21 protein-coding genes are annotated in these 22,571 nt (G+C 55.5%); 5 read left to right on the top strand and 16 right to left on the bottom strand.

Features of this window, described 5'->3' with window-relative positions:
* Positions 1–2: 2 nt before the first annotated feature.
* On the bottom strand, positions 3–1,568 hold the full coding sequence (locus URZ40_RS15040; RefSeq protein ID WP_166712659.1) for an EAL domain-containing protein: 1,566 nt from the start codon (positions 1,566–1,568) through the stop codon (positions 3–5).
* A gap of 654 nt (positions 1,569–2,222) precedes the next feature.
* Here URZ40_RS15040 and URZ40_RS15035 point away from each other — a divergent pair.
* Positions 2,223–2,504 (top strand): YjcB family protein, encoded by a 282-nt coding sequence (locus tag URZ40_RS15035; RefSeq protein WP_048957473.1) that lies wholly within the window; start codon positions 2,223–2,225, stop codon positions 2,502–2,504.
* A gap of 59 nt (positions 2,505–2,563) precedes the next feature.
* On the opposite strand, the gene ssb1 is transcribed toward URZ40_RS15035, so the two are convergent.
* Positions 2,564–3,088, bottom strand: coding sequence for a single-stranded DNA-binding protein SSB1 (gene ssb1 / locus URZ40_RS15030; RefSeq protein WP_008503384.1), 525 nt, complete (start codon positions 3,086–3,088; stop codon positions 2,564–2,566).
* A 250-nt stretch (positions 3,089–3,338) separates the two neighbouring features.
* Here ssb1 and uvrA point away from each other — a divergent pair, with 250 nt between their 5' ends.
* The gene (uvrA, locus tag URZ40_RS15025) at positions 3,339–6,161 is read left to right on the top strand and encodes an excinuclease ABC subunit UvrA (RefSeq protein ID WP_116343846.1); all 2,823 of its coding nucleotides are present in this window, start codon (positions 3,339–3,341) and stop codon (positions 6,159–6,161) included.
* Positions 6,162–6,163: 2 nt separating this feature from the next.
* Here uvrA and URZ40_RS15020 read toward each other — a convergent pair whose 3' ends face one another.
* The 6 genes from URZ40_RS15020 to dnaB all read right to left on the bottom strand — a co-directional run bounded on the left by URZ40_RS15020 (position 6,164) and on the right by dnaB (position 11,801).
* On the bottom strand, positions 6,164–6,517 hold the full coding sequence (locus tag URZ40_RS15020; protein ID WP_116343845.1) for an MmcQ/YjbR family DNA-binding protein: 354 nt from the start codon (positions 6,515–6,517) through the stop codon (positions 6,164–6,166).
* A gap of 2 nt (positions 6,518–6,519) precedes the next feature.
* The gene (locus URZ40_RS15015) at positions 6,520–6,936 is read right to left on the bottom strand and encodes a secondary thiamine-phosphate synthase enzyme YjbQ (protein ID WP_116343844.1); all 417 of its coding nucleotides are present in this window, start codon (positions 6,934–6,936) and stop codon (positions 6,520–6,522) included.
* Positions 6,937–7,048: 112 nt separating this feature from the next.
* Positions 7,049–7,762 (bottom strand): acid phosphatase AphA, encoded by a 714-nt coding sequence (gene aphA, locus URZ40_RS15010; protein ID WP_116343843.1) that lies wholly within the window; start codon positions 7,760–7,762, stop codon positions 7,049–7,051.
* Between the two features lie 217 nt (positions 7,763–7,979).
* Entirely contained in the window at positions 7,980–9,173 is a 1,194-nt protein-coding gene (gene tyrB, locus URZ40_RS15005; protein WP_163330901.1) for an aromatic amino acid transaminase, read from the bottom strand.
* A 119-nt stretch (positions 9,174–9,292) separates the two neighbouring features.
* Positions 9,293–10,372 carry an alanine racemase gene (alr, locus tag URZ40_RS15000; RefSeq protein WP_192984305.1) on the bottom strand — a complete coding sequence of 360 codons (1,080 nt, stop codon included), beginning with the start codon at positions 10,370–10,372 and terminating at the stop codon, positions 9,293–9,295.
* 16 nt (positions 10,373–10,388) lie between these two features.
* Complete coding sequence (dnaB, locus tag URZ40_RS14995; RefSeq protein ID WP_008503375.1) at positions 10,389–11,801, bottom strand: replicative DNA helicase; 1,413 nt, start codon at positions 11,799–11,801, stop codon at positions 10,389–10,391.
* A gap of 66 nt (positions 11,802–11,867) precedes the next feature.
* Here dnaB and URZ40_RS14990 point away from each other — a divergent pair, with 66 nt between their 5' ends.
* Entirely contained in the window at positions 11,868–12,851 is a 984-nt protein-coding gene (locus URZ40_RS14990) for a quinone oxidoreductase (protein WP_320720756.1), read from the top strand.
* Between the two features lie 184 nt (positions 12,852–13,035).
* Here URZ40_RS14990 and pspG read toward each other — a convergent pair whose 3' ends face one another.
* The 4 genes from pspG to URZ40_RS14970 form a co-directional block, all read right to left on the bottom strand.
* Positions 13,036–13,278 carry an envelope stress response protein PspG gene (gene pspG / locus URZ40_RS14985; RefSeq protein ID WP_166709790.1) on the bottom strand — a complete coding sequence of 81 codons (243 nt, stop codon included), beginning with the start codon at positions 13,276–13,278 and terminating at the stop codon, positions 13,036–13,038.
* Between the two features lie 136 nt (positions 13,279–13,414).
* On the bottom strand, positions 13,415–14,410 hold the full coding sequence (gene dusA, locus URZ40_RS14980) for a tRNA dihydrouridine(20/20a) synthase DusA (protein ID WP_320720755.1): 996 nt from the start codon (positions 14,408–14,410) through the stop codon (positions 13,415–13,417).
* A gap of 82 nt (positions 14,411–14,492) precedes the next feature.
* Entirely contained in the window at positions 14,493–15,752 is a 1,260-nt protein-coding gene (gene traF / locus URZ40_RS14975; RefSeq protein WP_208327162.1) for a conjugal transfer protein TraF, read from the bottom strand.
* Positions 15,753–15,977: 225 nt separating this feature from the next.
* Entirely contained in the window at positions 15,978–16,466 is a 489-nt protein-coding gene (locus tag URZ40_RS14970) for a cupin domain-containing protein (RefSeq protein WP_116343837.1), read from the bottom strand.
* Positions 16,467–16,581: 115 nt separating this feature from the next.
* Between URZ40_RS14970 and zur the strand changes: the two genes are divergently transcribed.
* Positions 16,582–17,094, top strand: a complete 513-nt coding sequence (gene zur / locus URZ40_RS14965) for a zinc uptake transcriptional repressor Zur (protein WP_116343836.1) — start codon at positions 16,582–16,584, stop codon at positions 17,092–17,094.
* Positions 17,095–17,142: 48 nt separating this feature from the next.
* Here the strand turns inward: zur and URZ40_RS14960 are convergent, their stop codons facing one another.
* The 4 genes from URZ40_RS14960 to URZ40_RS14940 all read right to left on the bottom strand — a co-directional run bounded on the left by URZ40_RS14960 (position 17,143) and on the right by URZ40_RS14940 (position 19,959).
* Positions 17,143–17,352, bottom strand: a complete 210-nt coding sequence (locus URZ40_RS14960) for a CsbD family protein (protein ID WP_014882139.1) — start codon at positions 17,350–17,352, stop codon at positions 17,143–17,145.
* A 120-nt stretch (positions 17,353–17,472) separates the two neighbouring features.
* Positions 17,473–18,810, bottom strand: coding sequence for an MATE family efflux transporter DinF (gene dinF / locus URZ40_RS14950; protein WP_320720754.1), 1,338 nt, complete (start codon positions 18,808–18,810; stop codon positions 17,473–17,475).
* A 63-nt stretch (positions 18,811–18,873) separates the two neighbouring features.
* Positions 18,874–19,482, bottom strand: a complete 609-nt coding sequence (gene lexA / locus URZ40_RS14945) for a transcriptional repressor LexA (RefSeq protein WP_028015162.1) — start codon at positions 19,480–19,482, stop codon at positions 18,874–18,876.
* A 108-nt stretch (positions 19,483–19,590) separates the two neighbouring features.
* On the bottom strand, positions 19,591–19,959 hold the full coding sequence (locus URZ40_RS14940; protein WP_320720753.1) for a diacylglycerol kinase: 369 nt from the start codon (positions 19,957–19,959) through the stop codon (positions 19,591–19,593).
* A 154-nt stretch (positions 19,960–20,113) separates the two neighbouring features.
* Between URZ40_RS14940 and plsB the strand changes: the two genes are divergently transcribed.
* Positions 20,114–22,534, top strand: a complete 2,421-nt coding sequence (gene plsB, locus URZ40_RS14935) for a glycerol-3-phosphate 1-O-acyltransferase PlsB (protein ID WP_116343834.1) — start codon at positions 20,114–20,116, stop codon at positions 22,532–22,534.
* Positions 22,535–22,571: the final 37 nt, after the last annotated feature.

The raw sequence follows: 22,571 nt of genomic DNA, 5'->3' as shown, positions 1-22,571 counted from the left end.
CGTCATTGCAAAGGTTGCTGCTGCCAGGTCATAAATTCCTGGGGCGGCATCGCTTTCGCGAAGTGCCATCCCTGACAGAACTGAACGCCGCGCTTCAACAACCAGCTCACCTGCTCAGCCGTCTCAACCCCTTCGGCAATGGTTTTAAGCCGCAGGCTTTGCGCCATCTCGATAATATGCTCGGCGATCAGGTGGCTGGTACTGTTGGTGGTTAAGGTGTCGATAAACGATTTGTCGATTTTCAAAATATCGACGTTCAGCGAGTAGAGGTTGTGCAGGTTGGAGTAACCGGTTCCGAAATCATCGATCGCCACTTCATAGCCCGCCTGACGGAAGGCCTGAATCACCGGCGTGGTTTTTGGTACATCGATAAAACCGCGTTCCGTCACTTCAATTTTAATTTGCTGGGCGCGTACGGCGTAGTGCCGGGCCTTGTCAGAAATCATGGCGATCAGCCGCGAGGAGTGGAAGTCCGTGGCCGACAGGTTAATCGAAATATAGAGATGCGGATGCGCCGCCAGGAAATTGCCCAGATCGCTGAACACCTCCTCAACAACATAATCCGTAATCCGCTCGCTCATTCCCTCTTTTTCAGCCAGCGGAATAAATTCAGCCGGGCTCATCACCTGCCCGTTGAAACCAGGCCAGCGCAACAGCGCCTCTGCCCCCACGCACTGGTTATTCTTGATATCAATAATCGGCTGATAGTGCAGACAAAGCTGACGTTTGTTCAGCGCACGGTGCAGTAGCCGCCCCGGCGAATTAAGCTCACGATGGGTGCGGGACCATACCAGCAAAATAATAATGCTGCAGATCATTCCCAGCGGCAGCGTCAACGTCGCCTGGTGATAGAGCGTTTCATAAAAACGTTTATCTGACGTCGACACGATAGCGGCAATAGGCCGTTTTGGCGATTTCACGACGGTATAGAAACGGTTATCTTTTTGAAATACCGATTCCTTATCCTGAATCATCGAATTTAATAAAGTCGCATTGGCTTTCTGACTGACGGAAAAGAAGGCATTGGTTACCGTATCGTATACCCCCCATGCGAGGGAATGATCGGTAGACATCACTTCACTGTAAGAAAGCGGATTGACCACCACGACATAATTTCCGCGCTGCATATATGTCATTTTATAGCCAGTATAAAATGGCGTATCGCGAAAATAATAGATCGCAACGTCAGGTTTACGCGTGTAATTAGCAACCGGAATGACATAGGGTTGATCCGGTGTAAAAACGGTCGAACAAAGAAAATTCTGACCTTCAGCATAAATTAAATCGGCGACAAACAGGCGGCCACGAACAACATTCAACATATATTGACGATGTTCCGGCGTACAATGTTCACCCTGATATTTTTCTGCCTCGTCCCTGGCCAGGTCAACTTGTTGAATTACCAGTTCAGTTTTGTCTAAAGCCAGTTCAGCAAATGTACGTAGCTGAGCGCTCGTTTCCGACTCGGCTCTCAGCTGGGCAAACCATAGAGCAAGCATCACCGGCAGCATAACTACCATGATGATTCCTACCACCCTGAGTATTTTGCGCCGCGCGCTACGATTCATTTCCCGCCCTATATCCCTGCATGTTGTACGCCTGTAGTAATGAAGGCCGGATGCTTTGTTAAACAGGTGATTACGTTGCATGAATCATGCGAAGTTAGCAACTGACTTTTAGTATTAAAAATCTTAAATTTCGTTATGACGATAATATTTTCCCGTAAGCTAAACTGTAAGTATTCGTTCCGTTTCAATTAAGGAAAATAATTATCCACCACGCCTGGGTGGTTTTGAGAGAACACCACAGAGGATCGCTGATTAAGCCAAACTTCTGGCGGCATGAAAAAAGCACAACGCCAACGTGACGTTTTATCCTATTTATGCGGGTGTATTTTGTTCGTTGATTTATAAATAATCAGACATCATCACAATATTATCAGAAAATAATGCTTCTCCTAAAAACGACACGGCTGGACGTCTCTTTGTCTCCAGATGCTCTTCCCCGCTTGCCCGGCGGGCATTACCCCGCACGTTGTGGGTCCGCATCCCTTTGTACGAAGGCAGTCCCGTACCGCACACTCTTTTTCCGGCTAATAAAATCCCCTTTTTGGCTACGCAGACACTGGCGAATAAATCAACAAATGTGATATAGTTCACACATATTGTGTAACGAGAAACACTGTTTCATTCAGTTCGTCTGTTTTGTAGAGGATGGGTTTTATGGCAACCATTACTACCAGCATGGTTCTCCTGCGCTGGCCCTTGTTGAGTGCGTTTTTGATGTTTTTAGCAAGCACGCTGAACATTCAGTTTCGTAAATCCGACTACGCGGGTCTTGCCGTCATCAGTACCCTGCTAGGGCTTGGCGCGGCTTGCTGGTTCGCAACGGGCCTGCTGGGCATCACCCTGCTGGATATGGCCGCCGTCTGGGAAAATATTAAAGTAGTAATGGTTGAGGCGATGAGCCACACGCCACCAGACTGGCCGATGGTCATTACCTGATCCCTTCAGCAACAAAAAACCCAGACGATGTCTGGGTTTTTTGTTTTAGCATCCGTTGATCAGAACGGGATGTCGTCGTCGAAGTCCATTGGCGGTTCGTTAGACGGGGCAGGAGCCGACTGCTGCTGCGGACGAGACTGCGCGCCGCCGCTGAACTGGTTGCCGCCCTGTGGCTGCTGAGGCTGACCCCAACCGCCCTGCTGCTGGCCGCCACCGGCTGGTGCGCCGCCGCCCTGACGGCCACCCAGCATCTGCATGGTGCCGCCAACGTTCACCACCACTTCCGTGGTGTACTTCTCAGCGCCGGACTGATCGGTCCATTTGCGGGTACGCAACTGGCCTTCGATATAGACCTGAGAACCTTTACGCAGATACTCACCGGCTACTTCTGCCAGTTTGCCAAACAGCACAACGCGGTGCCATTCGGTCTGCTCTTTCATTTCACCGGTCGCTTTATCACGCCAGGATTCGGAAGTAGCCAGCGTAATGTTGGCAACTGCGCCACCACTCGGCATGTAGCGTACTTCCGGGTCCTGGCCCAGATTACCGACGAGAATCACCTTGTTTACGCCTCTGCTGGCCATGTTCGTGTCTCCTGAATACGTTTCTTAATAGTGTAAACGCGCGAGTGTACCATTTCCATGCTGCACTTTGATAGTTGCGTAGCACGTTCCAGAGTTATCTCGCCACTCGACATTGTTACACAGCGAATCAGAAAATGCATTCCAATACTGTATATTCAAACAGGTTAAATTGTGTCATAATTAGCCGTTTCTGACAGCCGTTTGTCCTTCAAACAAACCAGGCAATCCGTGTTCCAACCGGGAAAGGTGAATGGATAAGATCGAAGTTCGGGGCGCCCGCACCCACAATCTCAAGAATATCAACCTCATAATCCCTCGCGACAAACTCATCGTCGTGACCGGGCTTTCGGGGTCTGGCAAATCCTCACTGGCCTTCGACACTTTGTATGCCGAAGGACAGCGTCGTTACGTTGAATCACTCTCTGCGTACGCGCGTCAGTTCCTGTCGCTGATGGAAAAACCGGATGTCGATCATATTGAAGGGTTATCGCCTGCTATCTCCATTGAGCAGAAGTCGACCTCGCATAACCCGCGTTCAACGGTCGGTACCATCACTGAAATTCACGACTACCTGCGTCTGCTGTATGCCCGCGTGGGTGAGCCGCGCTGCCCGGACCACGACGTCCCGCTGGCGGCACAGACCGTGAGCCAGATGGTGGATAACGTGCTGTCGCAGCCGGAAGGCAAACGCCTGATGCTGCTGGCGCCTATCATTAAAGAGCGAAAAGGCGAACACACTAAAACGCTGGAAAACCTGGCAAGCCAGGGCTATATCCGCGCCCGCATCGACGGCGAGGTGTGTGACCTGTCGGATCCGCCAAAGCTGGAGCTGCAGAAGAAGCACACCATTGAGGTGGTGATTGACCGCTTTAAGGTGCGTGACGATCTCGCCACGCGTCTGGCGGAATCTTTCGAAACGGCGCTGGAACTCTCTGGCGGCACGGCCGTGGTCTCCGACATGGACGACCCGAAAGCGGAAGAGTTGCTCTTCTCCGCCAACTTCGCCTGCCCGATTTGCGGCTACAGCATGCGCGAGCTGGAACCGCGCCTGTTCTCGTTCAACAACCCGGCGGGCGCGTGCCCGACCTGTGACGGTCTGGGCGTACAGCAGTATTTTGATCCGGACCGCGTGATCCAGAACCCGGAGCTATCCCTGGCGGGCGGCGCTATTCGCGGCTGGGACAAGCGTAACTTTTACTACTTCCAGATGCTGAAGTCGCTGGCGGAGCACTACAAGTTCGACGTTGAAGCCCCGTGGGCAAGCCTGAGCCCGAACGTGCACAAAGTGATCCTGTTCGGTTCCGGCAAAGAGAACATCGAGTTCAAATATATGAACGACCGTGGCGACACCTCCGTGCGTCGTCACCCGTTCGAAGGGGTGCTGCACAATATGGAGCGCCGCTACAAAGAGACCGAATCCAGCGCGGTGCGCGAAGAGCTGGCGAAGTTCATCAGTAACCGCTCCTGCGCCACCTGCGAGGGCACGCGTCTGCGTCGCGAAGCGCGCCACGTATTTGTTGAAAATACGGCGCTGCCGACCATCTCAGACATGAGCATCGGCCACGCTATGGATTTCTTCAACAACCTGAAGCTCTCCGGCCAGCGCGCAAAAATCGCCGAAAAAGTGCTGAAAGAGATCGGCGATCGCCTGAAGTTCCTGGTGAACGTTGGCCTGAACTACCTGACGCTTTCCCGCTCGGCAGAAACGCTCTCCGGCGGTGAAGCCCAGCGTATCCGTCTGGCGAGCCAGATTGGCGCGGGCTTAGTGGGCGTGATGTACGTGCTGGATGAACCGTCCATCGGCCTGCACCAGCGCGACAACGAGCGTCTGCTCGGCACGCTTGTCCACCTGCGCAATCTCGGCAATACGGTAATTGTGGTGGAGCACGACGAAGACGCAATTCGCGCCGCAGACCACGTGATCGATATCGGTCCTGGCGCGGGCGTACACGGCGGCCAGGTGGTCGCAGAAGGGACGCTGAAAGATATCATGGCGGTGCCCGAGTCGCTGACCGGCCAGTACATGAGCGGCAAGCGCAAGATTGAAGTGCCGAAACAGCGCGTCGCGGCGAACCCGGAAAAAGTGCTTAAGCTCACCGGGGCGCGCGGCAACAACCTGAAGGACGTCACCCTGACGCTGCCAGTTGGCCTGTTTACCTGCATTACCGGCGTGTCCGGTTCCGGTAAATCGACGCTGATCAACGATACGCTGTTCCCGATTGCGCAGACGGCGCTGAACGGCGCGACGCTCGCCGAACCTGCGCCGTATCGCGACATTCAGGGACTGGAACATTTCGACAAGGTTATCGACATCGACCAGAGCCCGATTGGCCGTACGCCGCGTTCCAACCCGGCAACCTATACCGGCGTCTTCACGCCTGTACGTGAACTCTTCGCCGGCGTACCGGAAGCGCGTTCGCGCGGTTATACCCCTGGACGTTTCAGCTTTAACGTGCGCGGCGGCCGCTGTGAAGCGTGTCAGGGCGACGGCGTGATCAAGGTTGAGATGCACTTCCTGCCGGATATCTACGTGCCGTGCGACCAGTGCAAAGGCAAGCGCTATAATCGCGAAACGCTGGAGATTAAGTACAAAGGCAAGACCATCCACGAAGTGCTGGACATGACCATCGAGGAGGCGCGCGAGTTCTTTGACGCCGTCCCTGCGCTGGCGCGTAAGCTGCAGACGCTGATGGACGTAGGGTTGACCTATATTCGTCTGGGGCAGTCCGCCACCACGCTGTCAGGCGGTGAAGCCCAGCGCGTGAAGCTGGCGCGCGAGCTCTCCAAACGCGGTACAGGCCAGACGCTGTACATTCTGGACGAGCCGACCACTGGCCTGCACTTTGCCGATATCCAGCAGCTGCTGGAGGTTCTGCATCAGCTGCGCGATCAGGGCAACACGATTGTGGTTATCGAACATAACCTGGACGTGATTAAAACCGCGGACTGGATTGTCGATCTTGGCCCGGAAGGCGGCAGCGGCGGCGGTGAAATCCTCGTCTCCGGTACGCCAGAGACCGTTGCAGAGTGCGAAGCCTCGCACACCGCGCGCTTCCTTAAACCGTTGCTGTAATCTCAGACGGAGAGCTGCTGTCGGGTCGTTTCCGGCAGCAGCTCAACCGCCTGCTTATAAGACGCATCCACCAGATAGTAAATTTGCGAGCCAGGCAGCGAACCGTCCAGATAGACGGTGCTCCAGTGCGCTTTATTGAGGTGCTGGCTCGGCCTCACATCATCATGCTGCTGACGTAACAGATCCGCCAGTTCCGGGCTGGTTTTCAGCGACGCCGCCGGGCGCCCCTCTACCTCTTTCACCATCGCAAACAGCACGTCTCCCACTTTAATCTGCGTGGCTTTCCAGTCGCTATGAACGCTCTGCTCTGCGCCAGGTTTACTCATGCAGTACTGAAGTAGCTCCGAAATTGTCATCTTTATTCCCCTTGTAGCGTTGCGATAATTTTACGCGAACCACCATGAATGCGATGTTCTCCCAGCCAGATCCCCTGCCACGTTCCCAGCAGTAGCCGCCCGTTGTGTACCGGCAACATCAGCGATACGCCCAGCAGAGAAGATTTGATATGCGAAGGCATGTCATCCTGGCCTTCATAATCGTGCTCGTAGGGGGCGTTGTCCGGAACTGTCTTCAGGAAATGGTGTTCCATATCTGACCGGACGGTAGGATCGCAATTTTCATTAAGCGTGAGAGAGGCTGACGTGTGCTGAAGCAGCAGATGCAGTAAACCCGTTTTGACGCGCGACAGATCGCGGATTTGCCCGATGACTTCCTCCGTCACAAGGTGAAACCCGCGGGGTTTAGCGCTTAAGGTCAGGGTCTGTTGATACCACATTTGCTGCTCCGTTAAGAAAGATGAATCTTTCTAAGTGTGCAGCAAGAAGGCGAAAGGTAAAACCCGCAGCGGCGGATTTGTTCAAAAAAGAATCAAACTCGCCGCGCGCGTGCTAATACTCGGAGTTCACAATCACCTCTTCGCCAAACTTGCCTGCCATTGGCAGCGGTCGATAGGTCGAGTTAGAGGCACGCAGCACCCGGATCGCTCTGGCCCCCACATCCTGCGCCGCGGTAATGTCGTTATCCGAATCACCGTAGAACACTTTGATGTTTTTCTGCTCCAGCCACTGGGTTTTGGTGTTTTGTCCCTCTTTATCACCCGCAAAAATGACCGGGTTCATGCTGGCTGCCGGGATCTGAAAATCGTCCTGCAGGGTTTTGGACACTGTCTCGGTTTTGGTCTGGCTACGGCCGGTGACAAAGTAAATGCTGTCGCCGCGCTTAACGTGCATAGCAATTACCGCCCGGGCGACCTCTTTCGGGATGCTGTACTCGTCCCAACCGTTATTCATTTTTTCCCAGAACTCCGGGTTCTTCAGATACGCTTCGCTGTCGGGCGAATACATTTTCTTGCCACGCCAGAACCCCGGGCTGGAGAAGAGAACGGTATCGTCAATGTCGAAGCCCACGGCCATTGGCGGACGGCCCACCAGGCTGTTTTCGATTTGTGCCACGGAAACCCAGTGAATGGGGGCCTGTTCGGCCAGCATGGCGGCGGTGGTGCCGGTGTAGAGCGGCGTCGGTGCAGAAGCTCGCGCCACAACAGCACTATTAAGCGAGAACAATAAGCAGGCGGCGCTGAGCGCCAGTGTGATCTTGCGCATGTTTTCCCCTGAATATTCAGTTTGTTATCGTTTTATTTTGAGTGGATGGTCAAAAAACTATCCGACCATAACCCCAGCGGGAGGTGAAGGAAAGGAGTTTTTGCTTATGAAGCGGAATAAAAAGAAGAGGATCACAGAATGCCGGGCAACGTATTTGTGCGGACTGATGCCCTCACCCCGGCCCTCTCCCACGGGGAGAGGGAGGGTTTGTAAGCACTTACATCACAGCGGCAAACGCCTGCGCCACGCGATGAACGTTGCTGGCATTCAAACCCGCCACGCACATGCGGCCGCTGGCGATCAGGTAGACGCCGAACTCTTCGCGCAGGCGATCGACCTGTGCCGCGCTCAGTCCGGTGTAGCTGAACATCCCGCGCTGCTTGAGCAGATAATCAAAGTTATGCCCCGGTACGGCCTCTTTCAGGACGTTAACCAGCTCCTGACGCATTGACAGGATGCGCTTACGCATCGCTTCCACTTCGGCAAGCCAGGACGCTTTCAGCTGTTCGTCACCGAGTACCGTCGCCACCACCTGCGCACCAAAGTTTGGCGGGCTGGAGTAAATGCGGCGCACCGTCGCCTTCAGTTGACCCAGCACGCGGCCCGCCGCTTCGGCGTCTTCACACACCACGGACAGACCGCCAACGCGCTCGCCGTAAAGTGAGAAGATTTTTGAGAAGGAGTTGCTGACCAGCGCTGGCAGCCCGGCGCTGGCAACGGCGCGGATGGCGTAAGCATCTTCTTCCATGCCCGCGCCAAAGCCCTGGTAGGCGATATCGAGGAACGGGATCAAATTACGGGCCTTCAGCACCTCTATCACCGCATCCCACTGAGCATTGGTGAGGTCCGCACCGGTCGGGTTATGGCAGCATGGATGCAGCAATACGATACTGCGCTCCGGCAGCGTGTTCAGTTTTTCCAGCAACGCTTCGACGCGCACGCCGTTGGTTTCGCTGTCGAACCACGGATAGGTCTCGACCTTAAAGCCTGCCCCCTCGAAGATCGCAACGTGGTTTTCCCACGTCGGGTCGCTGACCCACACGCCGGAATCCGGGAAGTACTTTTTAAGGAAATCTGCACCCACTTTCAGCGCCCCTGAGCCGCCCAGCGTCTGGATGGTCGCCACGCGTTTCTGCGCGAGTACCGCGTGATCGGCCCCAAACAGCAGAGGCGCGATGGTGTTGCGGTAGGTGTTAAGCCCTTCCATCGGCAGATAAAGAGACGCACCGTGCGGAACAGCGTTAAGGCGCGCTTCGGCTTCAGCAACGGCTTTTAATTGCGGGATGATGCCATCCTCGTTGTAATACAAGCCAATGCTGAGGTTCACTTTGTCGCTGCGAGGATCTTCTTTGAAACGCTCCATTAAGGAGAGGATAGGGTCGCCGGCATAGGCGTCAACTTTCTGAAACACGCGATGGTTCTCCGGAATTCGATGAGGCAGGAATTTCAACAATAAACCGGAAGTGGGAGAAGGTCGAGAGGATGTTAATAAAGTTGGAGTGAGGTTAAATTCCTCACTCCACTGGCGGTTCAATCAATGTATTTCATTGCCACCCGCGACGTCAGGCGCGTGATAAGTTCGTAAGCACTCACTTTCGTGATTTCAGCAATGCGTTCAACGGGCAGACCTTCGCCCCACATCACCACATCGTCGCCCGCTTTATCCTGGGCTTCAGGTCCCAGATCTACACAAATCATATCCATCGCCACGCGGCCGACAATCTTCACTTCACGACCGTTGACCAGCACCGGCGTACCCGTTGGCGCAGCGCGCGGATAGCCGTCGCCGTAGCCCATCGCCACCACGCCGAGACGCGTGTCGCGCTCGCTGGTCCAGGTGCCGCCGTAACCCACCGGCTCTCCCGCTTTGTGCTCACGCACGGCAATCAGCTTTGAAACCAGCGACATCACCGGCTTAAAGCCTAAGTCCGGCCCCCAGGGTTTGTTCTCCAGCGGTGAAACGCCATAAAGGATGATGCCCGGACGCGCCCAGTCGAAGTGCGACTGCGGCCACAGCAGGATCCCGCCGGAGGCTGCAATCGAGCGCATCCCCGGCTTGCCTTCGCAGAAGGTGTTAAAGATATCGAGCTGCTGCTCAGTTGCCCCGCACTCGGGCTCATCGGCACGGGCAAAATGGCTGACGATGTTCACCGGCTGACGCACGTTTTTGCACTGGCTCAGACGCTGATAAAACGCTTCCGCGTTTTCCGGACGCACGCCCAGCCTGTGCATGCCCGTGTCGAGCTTCATCCAGACGGTCACCGGCTCGCTCAGTGTGGCAGTTTCCAGCGCGGCCAGCTGCTCTTCGTTGTGTACCGCCGTGTGCAGACGCTGGTCGGCAATGGTTGGCAGATCCGAGGCTTCAAAAAAGCCTTCCAGGAGCAGAATAGGTTGAGTAATGCCGCCTGCGCGCAGACGGAGAGCTTCTTCAAGACGGGCGACGCCAAAGGCGTCGGCATCGGGGAGCGTTCGCGCGGTCTCAAGAAGACCGTGTCCGTAAGCGTTCGCTTTCACGACTGCAACGAGCCTGCTGGCGGGTGCCAGTTCACGCAGACGTTGCAGGTTGTGTCGCAGAGCGCGGCGGTTAATCACAACAGTTGCCGCTTGCATTTGAATTCCTTAGAAATTACTCATCATCATATTGAGGACCGGCATAGTTGTCGAAACGCGACCACTGTCCGTTAAAGGTCAGACGCACCGTCCCGATCGGGCCGTTACGTTGCTTACCAATGATAATTTCGGCGATCCCCTTCAGGTCGCTGTTCTCGTGATAAACCTCATCACGGTAGATAAACATGATTAAGTCGGCATCCTGCTCGATGGAGCCGGACTCACGCAGGTCGGAGTTGACCGGGCGCTTGTCGGCACGTTGTTCCAGAGAGCGGTTCAGCTGCGACAGCGCCACTACCGGCACGTGCAGTTCTTTGGCTAACGCCTTGAGCGAGCGGGAAATCTCCGCAATTTCCAGCGTACGGTTGTCAGAGAGCGACGGGACGCGCATCAGCTGAAGGTAGTCGATCATGATAAGGCCGATGCCGCCGTGTTCACGGGCGATACGGCGCGCGCGGGAACGGACCTCAGTCGGCGTCAGGCCGGAGGAGTCATCAATATAGATGTTCCGTTTTTCCAGCAGAATGCCCATGGTGCCGGAGATACGCGCCCAGTCCTCATCGTCGAGCTGGCCGGTACGAATGCGGGTCTGATCCACGCGCGACAGCGACGCCAGAGAACGCATCATGATCTGTTCGGAGGGCATCTCAAGGCTGAAAATCAGTACGGGCTTATCCTGCAACATCGCCGCATTTTCGACGAGGTTCATCGCAAAAGTTGTTTTACCCATCGACGGACGCGCCGCGACGATGATCAAATCCGACGGCTGCAAACCGGCAGTTTTCTTGTTCAAATCGTCATAACCGGTGTTCACCCCGGTTACACCGTCGTGCGGCTGCTGGAACAGCTGCTCAATACGCGCCACGGTAGCGTCGAGCACATCGGCGATGTTTTTTGGGCCTTCGTCTTTGTTCGCACGGCTTTCGGCGATTTTGAAGACGCGGGACTCGGCAAGGTCAAGCAGGTCTTCGCTGGTGCGGCCCTGCGGGTCAAAACCGGCCTCGGCAATCTCATTCGCCACCGAGATCATCTCGCGAACGACGGCACGTTCGCGCACGATATCGGCGTAAGCGCTGATGTTCGCCGCGCTTGGCGTGTTTTTTGACAGCTCTGCCAGGTAGGCAAACCCACCGACGCTGTCCAGCTGCCCCTGACGCTCAAGCGATTCCGCGAGCGTGATCAGGTCAATCGGGCTGCCGGACTCCTGCAGGCGCGCCATTTCAGTAAAGATGTGGCGGTGCGGACGGGTGTAGAAATCTTCAGACACCACGCGCTCGGCAACGTCGTCCCAGCGTTCGTTATCCAGCATTAAACCGCCCAACACCGACTGTTCCGCTTCAATCGAGTGCGGCGGGACTTTTAACCCTGCGACCTGGAAATCACGCTCGCGAGGTTCAGTCTGTTTGTTGAAGGGTTTGTTTCCTGCCATAGTGAATGGAGTTACCGAGATAAAGAGTGGGTCGAAAGATTACCATATTTTTCTTACGGAGGGAGCATGGCAACGCGCATTGAGTTCCAGAAACACGGCGGTCCTGAAGTGCTGAAAGCGGTGGAGTTTACCCCCGCTGCGCCTGGGGAGAACGAAATCCAGGTTGAAAACAAAGCTATCGGCATTAACTACATCGATACCTATATTCGCGGCGGCCTCTACCCGCCTCCGTCAATGCCGAGCGGCCTGGGCACTGAAGCGGCCGGCATCGTCAGCAAAGTGGGCAGTGCGGTTAAACATATCAAAGAAGGCAATCGTGTGGTGTATGCGCAGTCTGCCCTGGGCGCTTACAGCTCCGTCCACAACGTCCCGGCGGACAAAGCCGCTCTGCTGCCGAACGCCATCTCCTTTGAGCAGGCGGCCGCCTCATTCCTGAAAGGGCTGACGGTTTATTACCTGCTGCGCAAAACCTACGAAATTAAGCCCGATGAGCAGTTCCTGTTCCACGCTGCCGCCGGTGGTGTGGGGCTGATTGCCTGCCAGTGGGCGAAAGCCTTAGGCGCGAAGCTCATCGGCACCACAGGCAGTGCGCAAAAAGCGCAGCGTGCGCTGGACGCGGGCGCGTGGCAGGTGATCAACTACCGGGAAGAGAGCGTCGTCGAGCGGCTAAAAGAGATCACTGGCGGCAAAAAAGTACGCGTGGTGTATGACTCGGTGGGGAAAGATACCTGGGAGGCGTCGCTGGACTGCCTTCAGCGTCGTGGGCTGATGGTGAGCTTCGGTAACGCCTCAGGCGCTGTAACCGGCGTTAATCTGGGCATTCTGAACCAGAAAGGGTCTCTGTACGTGACGCGCCCTTCTTTGCAGGGTTACATCACCAACCGGGAAGAGCTGGAGGAAGCCAGCAACGAGCTGTTCTCGCTGATCGCCAGCGGCGTGATTAAGGTGGATGTGGCAGATGCGCAGAAATACCCGCTAACCGATGCACGGCGTGCTCATGAGGTGCTGGAAAGCCGGGCGACGCAGGGTTCAAGTTTGTTAATTCCCTGACCCCTAAAAAGAAATTGGGCTTCCCGTGGGAAGCCCTTTCTTTTTTTAGTTCGGCTGTATGTAGGGTACAGCTCGATGAATTCTGTAGCGGCAGTCATAGTGACAGATTCGATAAGTAAATCCTATTCTGTTCTAAGCCATGCCGCCGGAAAAGTTACAAGTATGTGACGAACCCCTCAATACCTTAGTAACGGAAGCGGTTATTGCGCTGATAAGTCGGCAATTTTGGCGCTTTAATCGCCCGTATTACCCACACCACGGCGATAGCCAGCAGCAGCCACGGCAGCAGTTTGATCGTCAGGGCAAATAACCCGCCGATAAACATTACCACCGTCGCCACAACGAGCGCGGCCAAAATGCCGAGCAGCGACACGCCTGTGGCTAACAGCATGACAAAAAAGCCAATGATAAAAAGTAGTTCCAGCATGGTGCTCTCCCACGAGTTCCCGAATGTTGCTGCAATCATTACAAGAATCATGCCAAAGCTAACGCATTGTTCTTAAAGCAAAACGCCCCGCGAGAATTCGCAGGGCGTGGTGAATTTGACGAACTTTTAGCGAAAGTTATCGCTTGTCTGCCACCAGTCGCAGTGCATGTTCCAGCACCTCAATATCGGCACCGGCTTTATGCGCATTCTCGCTCAGGTAGCGACGCCACTGACGCGCGCCCGGAATACCCTGGAACAGGCCAAGCATATGGCGAGTGATATGGCCAAGATAAGTGCCATTACTCAACTCGCGCTCAATGTAAGGGTACATCGCACGCACGACGGCAACCGGATCGGTGTCCGCGCCTTCGATGCCAAAGATTTCGCGGTCGACCGTCGCCAGAATGCCCGGATTCTGATACGCCTCGCGCCCGACCATCACGCCATCCATATGTTCAAGGTGCGCTTTGGCCTCTTCCAGCGACTTGATACCGCCGTTAATTGACATCGTCAGGTGCGGGAAATCACGTTTCAGTTGATACACGCGCGGATAATCCAGCGGCGGGATCTCACGGTTCTCTTTCGGGCTGAGGCCGGAGAGCCAGGCTTTACGGGCGTGAATGATAAACATCTCGCACTCGCCTTTCCCGGATACCGTGTTGATGAAATCGCACAGGAATTCGTAGCTGTCCTGGTCATCAATTCCGATACGGGTTTTGACCGTTACCGGTATGGAGACCACATCACGCATCGCCTTGATACAGTCCGCCACCAGCTGTGCATTGCCCATCAGACAGGCACCGAACATGCCGTTTTGCACGCGGTCGGAAGGACAGCCAACGTTGAGGTTGATCTCGTCGTAGCCGCGTTCTTCCGCCAGCCTCGCGCACTGCGCCAGCGCGGCCGGATCGCTGCCCCCCAGCTGCAGGGCAACCGGATGCTCTTCTTCGCTGTATGCCAGGTAGTCGCCCTTCCCGTGAATGATTGCGCCCGTGGTCACCATTTCCGTGTACAGCAACGTATGGCGGGAGAGCTGGCGCAGGAAATAGCGGCAGTGTCTGTCCGTCCAGTCGAGCATCGGCGCAATAGAGAAACGGTGTGCAGGGAAAGCGGTCTGGTATTCTGACGACATGGCGAAGTTTTAAGCATCTGGTGGAAAAGGGGCGCTACTATAGCACAAAGAAAAGCCGGAGGCGCATCGCCTCCGGTAGACTTTAGAACGTCATACTCAGCTGGGCCCCTGCGCCCCAGGTTTCGTCTTCACCGTACAGGCCCATCAGGTCAACATGAACGGTACTGAACGGCGCGAAACCAACACCGCCGGTAAAGACGTTGCTGTCGTTACCTTTCATGTCCGCGCGATAACCGGCGCGCACCGCCAGCCAGCTCAGCGGAGTCACTTCAGCACCGACCCCAACATACTGCGACGTATCTTCGCTCTTGAAGCCTTTGGTTTCGGTCAGATCGCCATCGGCGGTCAGGGTCACCAGATCGTTGTGCCAGGCGGCGCCCGCGGTCACCAGCGGACGGATCTGGTAGGTGTCTTTATAGCTCACCACTTCCCCCGTACGCCCGTTGCGGATGCGGATATCTTTGGTGTCGATATCGCGCGACATCAGGTTTTGCCCGCTCACGCCGACCGTCCAGTGTTCGCCAAAATCAGCGGCAATACCGGCATCGACGTTAAAGCCGGTATCGTCTGTACGGTAGCGGCTGTCGTTCCACTTATTACTGTCGTAATCGTAGATTGAGGTGGTGTAGTTATAGATCCAGGTTTTTTGCAGTTTTGGCGTCACGCCCACGGAAACCGGAACACCGCCAAGGTCAAACTGGCGGGCAACGGCAACGCCATAGTCAGACACAATCGCCGCCCGACCGGACGCCGTTGAGTTGAGGTTTTTAGTGATCTGATCCGTGCCGTTCAGCGCAGCGTCCAGGGCAACACCGGCAGCCACTACATTGCTTCTTTGAATACTGCGCAGATAATCAATATCCTGCTGATCGATAGACGAACTGACCCGACCATGGGCATAGCCTTTCGCCATAAAGGCCACGGAAAGCACATCGTTAGGGATACTCACGGCAAGCCCTGCCCCTGCCGTCGCGCGTGCGGTTTTACCCTTGAGATAGTCCAGCTCATCGGCCAGATCTTTGGCCGCGCCCTGGAACTGATTAATCGAGCCTAGCGGATTGGTGATGACCTGAATTGGCGTAAGGTTATCAACCACATCTTTATAATGATTGATTTTGTCGTTGATGGTATCAATTTCGTCCTGAAGATTGTCTTCATCCGTCACCTGCACCCCAACGGACGGCAAAATGACCGTCACATCATCGTCCGGTTTTGCCTTTGCAAGCAGCGCGGGGTTAATTAATGCCCCGCTGCCATAACTGCCCGAAGCAACGCCGGTCCCCCCCATCGCGTCGCTACGTGATTCTGTCCAGGTATTGGCTGCTCCCGCCTGATTTGCCATAAACAAGGAGACAGCGATGCTAACCACCGAAAATTTAAAATGTTTTTTCACAGTATGCCCGTCTTATAGTCTGTTATGAAATAACCCCTGTCTGTTATCCCCCAAACAGGCGCGAACTATTGCTGTGAATAAAGATAAAAAGACCCGCTAATTCACTCCCTAAGTAAAATTCCCTTACGGCCTGTTGTAATTTGTGACGGCCCTCAATATTTATAGAAGAGGAAATTATTTTTTCACAGGTTTTCCATCATGTGGGCCAAAAAATTGAGGGGGATGATCTACCCAGCGGTCCTCTCGCGTGGCGGCATAGACCGGGTTGAGCGGATAGTAGATGCGATTTTGCTTCTTGTTGGCCTCACCCACCACCAGTAACCGAACCTCTTCGTCCGTATTGTTGATAAAGGTGTGGCACACGCCCGTTCCGGCGGGAAAGCCCACGCTGTCACCGGGTTCAAGCTTCCACAAATAGCCATTAATCCAGGCTTCGGGATAGCCCTCAAGCACGTAGATAAACTCTTCTTCGTCACTTTCCGCATGGGGATAGGACGTCCGACGTCCTGGCGGTAAACGCTCATGATGGATGCCTATGCGCCTGAGGCCCAGGCTGCGAGCCAGCGGTGCACCGATGGAAAAAAGCTCGTTACTGTCGGGGTAGGTGGCGTCATCTGGCCCTTCTACCTCGCGCCAGTGCGTAATACAGTCTGGTTTTTTCATGGTTACATTCCCGGTTTGCGATGCGCCAGGTATAGCACAGCCTGGCGGATATCGGTGTTTTTGCCATAACATGGTAAAGTGAGGGTTTTACATCCCAGAACATCCGAGGTGCTAAATGGATAAGTCCACAAAAGAGCTGTTAGCGCAGGCCGAAAAGCTGTGCGCGCAACGCAATGTGCGCCTGACCCCGCAGCGCCTTGAAGTCTTGCGCCTGATGAGCCTGCAACAGGGGGCAATCAGCGCCTACGATCTGCTCGACCTGCTCCGTGAAAGCGAGCCGCAGGCTAAACCGCCCACGGTGTATCGCGCGCTGGATTTCCTGCTGGAACAAGGGTTTGTGCATAAGGTCGAATCCACAAACAGCTATGTGCTGTGCCATCTTTTCGATCAGCCAACCCACACATCGGCGATGTTTATTTGCGACCGCTGCGGCGTGGTAAAAGAAGAAGGCGCAGAGGGCGTAGAGGACATTATGCACACGCTGGCGGCAAGGATGGGTTTTGCCCTGCGTCATAACGTGATTGAAGCACACGGGTTGTGTTCAGCATGCGTAGAGGTGGAAGCCTGTCGGCATCAGGATGCGTGTCAGCACGACCACTCAATTCTGGTGAAGAAAAAGCCGCGTTAACGGCAAAAGAAAAGGCGGCCTGAAGCCGCCTGTGTGGGTTATTCAGCGTTACCAACGATAGTCGTTACGGGTTTCCCAGTCTTTGACTTCGTTTTCCGCCTGATCTTTCGCGTAGCCGTAACGTTCCTGAATTTTACCGACAAGCTGATCGCGTTTACCTTCAATGACGGTCATATCGTCATCGGTCAGCTTACCCCACTGTTCTTTCGCTTTACCTTTGAACTGCTTCCAGTTGCCGCCGATTTCGTCTTTATTCATCATCGTGTCCTCTTAGTTAAGCGTCGGGTCGTAACGTCCGTTACGTTCTTTTCTGCTGGACGTGATAATTATTGTAGTTAAGGATTCGGCGGTTGGTTTCATATTCGGAATCTTTAACCGTCACGATATATCGTGGCGGGAGGGAAGCCAGGTATTATTTTGCCAGTGACGGTGCCAGATAAAGGCAAGCGACAGGCCGCGCAGGGAGAGGAAGACCGCAAGCGCCAGCCACAAACCGTGATTACCCAGCCAGGGTAGCGTCAGCAGCGTCAGACCAAACCCCGCCGCCGCGACCGCCATACTGTTGCGCATTTCCGCCCCGCGCGTCGCGCCGATAAACATGCCGTCCAGCAGATAGCACCAGACGCCTACTACCGGCAAAATAACCTGCCAGACGATGTAGCGGTCCGCCAGTTCGCGTAAAGCCGATAACGAAGTGAGTAATGCAATAATGTCACGGCCAAAACAGGCGTAAATCAGTGCGAATGCCAGCGCGACCAGGCCCGACTGGCGGCAGGCCGCACGCCAGACATCCCGAAGCTGCCCACTTTCCCGCGCGCCGTACGCCTGCCCGGAATGCGCCTCAACGGCATAGGCGAAGCCGTCCAGCGCGTAGGCGGTGAACGTCAGCAATGTCATCAGGACTGCATTCACCGCAACGATTTCTGGCCCCAGTCGAGCCCCAAAGACCGTCAGAGCGCCGAAACAGATCTGAAGCAGCAGCGAACGCAGCATGATGTCACGGTTGAGCGCCAGCAGCCTGCGGATATTGCCGCGCCATGCTGTTTTGAGCAGCGCAAAGGAGATCCCGCGCATCGCCAGCACGCGCCAGACCATCCACAAGCCAATGAAAAAGGTCCCGTATTCTGCAATCGACGTCGCCAGTGCCGCCCCGCGTACGTCCATATGCAGGCCCATCACCAGCCAGAGATCGAGCACAATGTTGAGAAGGTTTCCCACGACCAGCAAAATCACTGGCGCACGTGCATATTGCACGCCCAGTAACCAACCCAGCAGAACCAGGTTTGCCAGCGAAGCGGGCGCGCTAAGCCAGCGAATTTCCAGGAAGCGACGCGCCTGCTCCAGTACCGCCTCGCTGCCGCCAACGACCTGGAGTGCAAGGTCGATCAGGGGCGTGCGCAGTAAAACAATCAACATTCCCGCGCCCAGCGCCAGGATCAGCGGCTGCACCAGCGCACGCGCCAGACGTAACGGGTCTTTCGCACCGTACGCCTGTGCCGTGAGCCCGGTAGTACTCATACGTAAAAAGAGCAGCAGCATAAACAGGAAGCTGGTTGCCGTCGCCCCAATAGCCACGCCGCCAAGATAAACAGGGGAATCGAGATGACCAATAACGGCCGTGTCGACCAGACCCAGCAAGGGCACGGTGATATTGGAGAAAATCATCGGCAGGGCAAGACGCCACAATGCCTTATCTGAAGCCGTCAGCAGTGACATGAGAAATACCGGGAATGGAAGACGAAGCAGGCTACAGCGAAAGCGTAGCCTGTCAGGAAGAGATTACAGCCATTCGCCGTTGCGAATCACGCCTACTGCCAGACCTTCAATAGAGAAGCTCTGTTCGCGGAGGTCGACCACAATCGGGGTGAACTCGTTGTTTTCAGGCAACAGCTGGACGGTGTTACCCTGTTTTTTCAGGCGCTTAACGGTCACTTCGTCATCAATGCGCGCCACCACCACCTGGCCGTTCCGCACATCCTGCGTTTTGTGAACGGCCAGCAGGTCGCCATCAAGAATGCCGATGTCTTTCATCGACATCCCGCTAACGCGCAGCAGGAAATCAGCGCTCGGCTTGAACATACCAGGATCGACCTGGTAGTGGCCTTCTATATGCTGTTGTGCCAGCAGCGGTTCACCTGCGGCAACGCGGCCTATCAGAGGAATGCCCGTCTCTTCTTCCACCAGCAGGCGGATACCGCGCGACGCGCCTGACACAATCTCAATTACACCCTTACGCGCCAGCGCTTTCAGGTGTTCCTCGGCAGCATTCGGAGAACGGAAGCCCAAACGCTGCGCGATTTCCGCACGCGTGGGTGGCATACCCGTCTGGCCGATATGATCCCGAATGAGATCAAACACCTCTTGCTGCCTGGTCGTTAATGCTTTCATTCCGCCCCCTGGGTGTATATACAGTTATGCTGTGAGTATATACAGTCAAAGGCGATTTTGGAACCAAAAACTGCACAAAAAACCAGGGACTTAATTATTCCTCGAGGCTCATCGGAAATGTGACCAAAGCAGCGTGACCCAGGTAATAGCTGCAGTGATAATTGCCAGCAGCACAGCGGCAGAGCCCATATCTTTCGCGCGGCCAGAAAGCTCGTGGAAATCTGAGCCGATCCGGTCAACAACGGCCTCAATAGCGCTATTGAGAATTTCCACTATCATCACCAGAAGTACGGAACCGATGAGAAGCACGCGGGTAATGGCATCTACATCAAGGTAACAGGCGATGATAACCGCGACGATAGCGGCGACACCTTCCTGGCGAAAAGCAGCTTCATTAACCCACGCGGCACGGAAACCTTTCCATGAATAGCCAGCGGCTTTGATGATACGCGTTAACCCAGTGGTATTATTGGCCATTAAAAGAACCTTTTTTAAAAAAGAGCGTCAGTAACAGGAGCAGCAGCGCGTTTCGCTGCCGCCTGAAGTATGACGGGTAACAACAGAAATTTTGCGCGCTTTCTGTTATCCTTGCGCCGCAATTGCATTATTAACCAGAGGCTTTACATCGTTTATGTCCGGCTGGCCACGAATTTACTACAAATTACTTAATTTACCATTAAGCATCCTGGTAAAAAGCAAGTCTATCCCAGCAGAACCCGCGCTGGAACTGGGGCTCGATACGTCGCGCCCTATTATGTACGTTTTGCCTTATAACTCGAAGGCAGACCTGCTGACGCTTCGCGCCCAGTGTCTGGCGCATGATTTACCCGACCCGCTTGAACCGCTGGAAGTTGACGGCACTTTGCTGCCGCGCTACGTGTTCATCCACGGCGGGCCGCGCGTGTTTACCTATTACACGCCGAAAGAAGAGTCCATCAAGCTGTTCCACGACTATCTCGACCTGCACCGCAGCAATCCTGACCTGGATGTGCAGATGGTGCCGGTATCGGTAATGTTTGGTCGCCGCCCGGGCCGTGAAAAAGGTGAAGAGAACCCACCGCTGCGCATGCTTAACGGCATTCAGAAGTTCTTCGCGGTCTCCTGGCTGGGACGCGACAGCTTTGTGCGATTCTCCCCTTCCGTCTCCCTTCGCCGGATGGCGGACGAGCACGGCACAGACAAGATCATCGCGCAAAAACTGGCGCGCGTGGCGCGTATGCACTTCGCCCGTCAGCGCCTGGCGGCTGTAGGGCCGCGCCTCCCGGCGCGTCAGGACCTGTTCAACAAGCTGCTGGCCTCTAAAGCGATTGCCCGCGCCGTTGAAGATGAAGCGCGCAGCAAGAAAATTTCGCATGAGAAAGCCCAGCAGAACGCCATTGCGCTGATGGAGGAGATCGCAGCGAACTTCTCTTACGAGATGATTCGCCTGTCCGATCGTATTCTCGGCTTTACCTGGAACCGCCTGTATCAGGGCATCAACGTTCATAACGCCGAACGTGTGCGGCAGCTGGCGCACGATGGCCATGAGATTGTCTATGTCCCCTGCCACCGCAGCCACATGGACTATCTGCTTCTCTCCTACGTGCTCTATCACCAGGGGCTGGTACCGCCGCACATTGCCGCTGGTATTAACCTGAACTTCTGGCCAGCAGGCCCGATTTTCCGCCGTCTGGGTGCATTCTTTATTCGTCGTACCTTCAAGGGCAACAAGCTCTACTCCACCGTGTTCCGCGAGTATCTCGGCGAGCTGTTCAGCCGCGGCTACTCCGTGGAGTACTTCGTGGAGGGCGGTCGTTCCCGTACCGGTCGCCTGCTCGATCCGAAGACCGGCACGCTCTCGATGACCATTCAGGCGATGCTGCGCGGAGGAACCCGTCCGATCACGCTGGTGCCAATTTACATTGGCTATGAGCACGTGATGGAAGTGGGCACGTACGCCAAAGAGCTGCGTGGTGCGACCAAAGAGAAAGAGAGCCTGCCGCAGATGCTGCGCGGCCTGAGCAAGTTACGCAATCTGGGTCAGGGCTACGTAAACTTTGGCGAACCGATGCCGCTGATGACGTATCTGAACCATCATGTTCCGGAGTGGCGCGAGTCTATCGATCCTATTGAAGCGGTTCGTCCGGCCTGGCTGACGCCAACGGTGAACGGTATCGCGTCCGAGCTGATGGTGCGCATTAACAACGCCGGTGCAGCCAATGCCATGAACCTGTGCTGTACGGCGCTGCTGGCTTCCCGTCAGCGCTCCCTGACTCGTGAACAGCTCACGGAGCAGCTGGACTGCTACCTGGACATGATGCGCAACGTGCCGTACTCGGTTGATTCGACGGCCCCTTCTGCTACCGCCAGCGAGCTTATCGATCACGCGCTGCAGATGAACAAGTTCGAAGTCGAGAAAGACACGATCGGCGACATCATCATTCTGCCGCGCGAGCAAGCGGTGCTGATGACGTACTACCGCAACAACATCGCTCATATGCTGATGCTGCCGTCGCTCATGGCGGCCATTATCACCCAGCATCGCCGCATCTCACGCCAGGAGCTGTTGCGCCACGTTGAGACGCTCTACCCGATGCTGAAAGCGGAGCTGTTCCTGCGCTGGAGTAAGGAAGAGCTGGCCGTTGAGCTGGATAAACTGACGGAAGAGCTGCGCCGTCAGGGGCTGATTACCGTTGCAAACGACGAACTGCACATCAATCCGTCACGCTCCCGTACCCTGCAACTGCTGGCGGCCGGTGCGCGTGAAACGCTCCAGCGCTACGCCATTACGTTCTGGCTGCTGAGCGCGAATCCGTCGATCAACCGCGGCACGCTGGAGAAAGAGAGCCGGACACTGGCACAGCGTCTGTCCGTTCTGCACGGCATTAACGCCCCTGAATTCTTCGACAAAGCGGTCTTTAGCTCCCTGGTGCTGACGCTGCGTGACGAAGGCTTCATCAGCGATACGGGCGATGCCGAGCCGGAAGAGACGCTGAAGGTTTACCAGATGCTGGCTGAGCTGATTACCTCGGACGTGCGCCTGACGATCGAGAGCGCCACGCAGGGCGAGTGATGTGAAAAAGCCGGGTGGTGGCTTCACCTGACCCGGC

The organism is Enterobacter sp. 296B2, assembly GCF_034106185.1.
Classification (GTDB): Bacteria; Pseudomonadota; Gammaproteobacteria; order Enterobacterales; family Enterobacteriaceae; genus Enterobacter; species Enterobacter cloacae_N.
The sequence above is the reverse complement of the archived record's forward strand: the minus strand, read 5'-3'. Positions and strand labels throughout refer to the sequence as shown.

Excerpts from the sequence above, each read along its gene's own strand:
- URZ40_RS14960 (WP_014882139.1), bottom strand. The coding sequence starts at position 17,352 with ATGAATAAAGACGAAATCGGCGGCAACTGGAAGCAGTTCAAAGGTAAA.
- uvrA (WP_116343846.1), top strand. The coding sequence starts at position 3,339 with ATGGATAAGATCGAAGTTCGGGGCGCCCGCACCCACAATCTCAAGAAT.
- pspG (WP_166709790.1), bottom strand. The coding sequence starts at position 13,278 with ATGCTGGAACTACTTTTTATCATTGGCTTTTTTGTCATGCTGTTAGCC.
- URZ40_RS15035 (WP_048957473.1), top strand. The coding sequence starts at position 2,223 with ATGGCAACCATTACTACCAGCATGGTTCTCCTGCGCTGGCCCTTGTTG.
- ssb1 (WP_008503384.1), bottom strand. The coding sequence starts at position 3,088 with ATGGCCAGCAGAGGCGTAAACAAGGTGATTCTCGTCGGTAATCTGGGC.
- alr (WP_192984305.1), bottom strand. The coding sequence starts at position 10,372 with ATGCAAGCGGCAACTGTTGTGATTAACCGCCGCGCTCTGCGACACAAC.
- dusA (WP_320720755.1), bottom strand. The coding sequence starts at position 14,410 with ATGTCGTCAGAATACCAGACCGCTTTCCCTGCACACCGTTTCTCTATT.
- aphA (WP_116343843.1), bottom strand. The coding sequence starts at position 7,762 with ATGCGCAAGATCACACTGGCGCTCAGCGCCGCCTGCTTATTGTTCTCG.
- URZ40_RS15020 (WP_116343845.1), bottom strand. The coding sequence starts at position 6,517 with ATGACAATTTCGGAGCTACTTCAGTACTGCATGAGTAAACCTGGCGCA.
- lexA (WP_028015162.1), bottom strand. The coding sequence starts at position 19,482 with ATGAAAGCATTAACGACCAGGCAGCAAGAGGTGTTTGATCTCATTCGG.
- plsB (WP_116343834.1), top strand. The coding sequence starts at position 20,114 with ATGTCCGGCTGGCCACGAATTTACTACAAATTACTTAATTTACCATTA.
- URZ40_RS14970 (WP_116343837.1), bottom strand. The coding sequence starts at position 16,466 with ATGAAAAAACCAGACTGTATTACGCACTGGCGCGAGGTAGAAGGGCCA.
- dinF (WP_320720754.1), bottom strand. The coding sequence starts at position 18,810 with ATGTCACTGCTGACGGCTTCAGATAAGGCATTGTGGCGTCTTGCCCTG.
- URZ40_RS15040 (WP_166712659.1), bottom strand. The coding sequence starts at position 1,568 with ATGAATCGTAGCGCGCGGCGCAAAATACTCAGGGTGGTAGGAATCATC.
- URZ40_RS14990 (WP_320720756.1), top strand. The coding sequence starts at position 11,868 with ATGGCAACGCGCATTGAGTTCCAGAAACACGGCGGTCCTGAAGTGCTG.
- dnaB (WP_008503375.1), bottom strand. The coding sequence starts at position 11,801 with ATGGCAGGAAACAAACCCTTCAACAAACAGACTGAACCTCGCGAGCGT.
- zur (WP_116343836.1), top strand. The coding sequence starts at position 16,582 with ATGGATAAGTCCACAAAAGAGCTGTTAGCGCAGGCCGAAAAGCTGTGC.
- traF (WP_208327162.1), bottom strand. The coding sequence starts at position 15,752 with ATGGCAAATCAGGCGGGAGCAGCCAATACCTGGACAGAATCACGTAGC.
- URZ40_RS15015 (WP_116343844.1), bottom strand. The coding sequence starts at position 6,936 with ATGTGGTATCAACAGACCCTGACCTTAAGCGCTAAACCCCGCGGGTTT.
- URZ40_RS14940 (WP_320720753.1), bottom strand. The coding sequence starts at position 19,959 with ATGGCCAATAATACCACTGGGTTAACGCGTATCATCAAAGCCGCTGGC.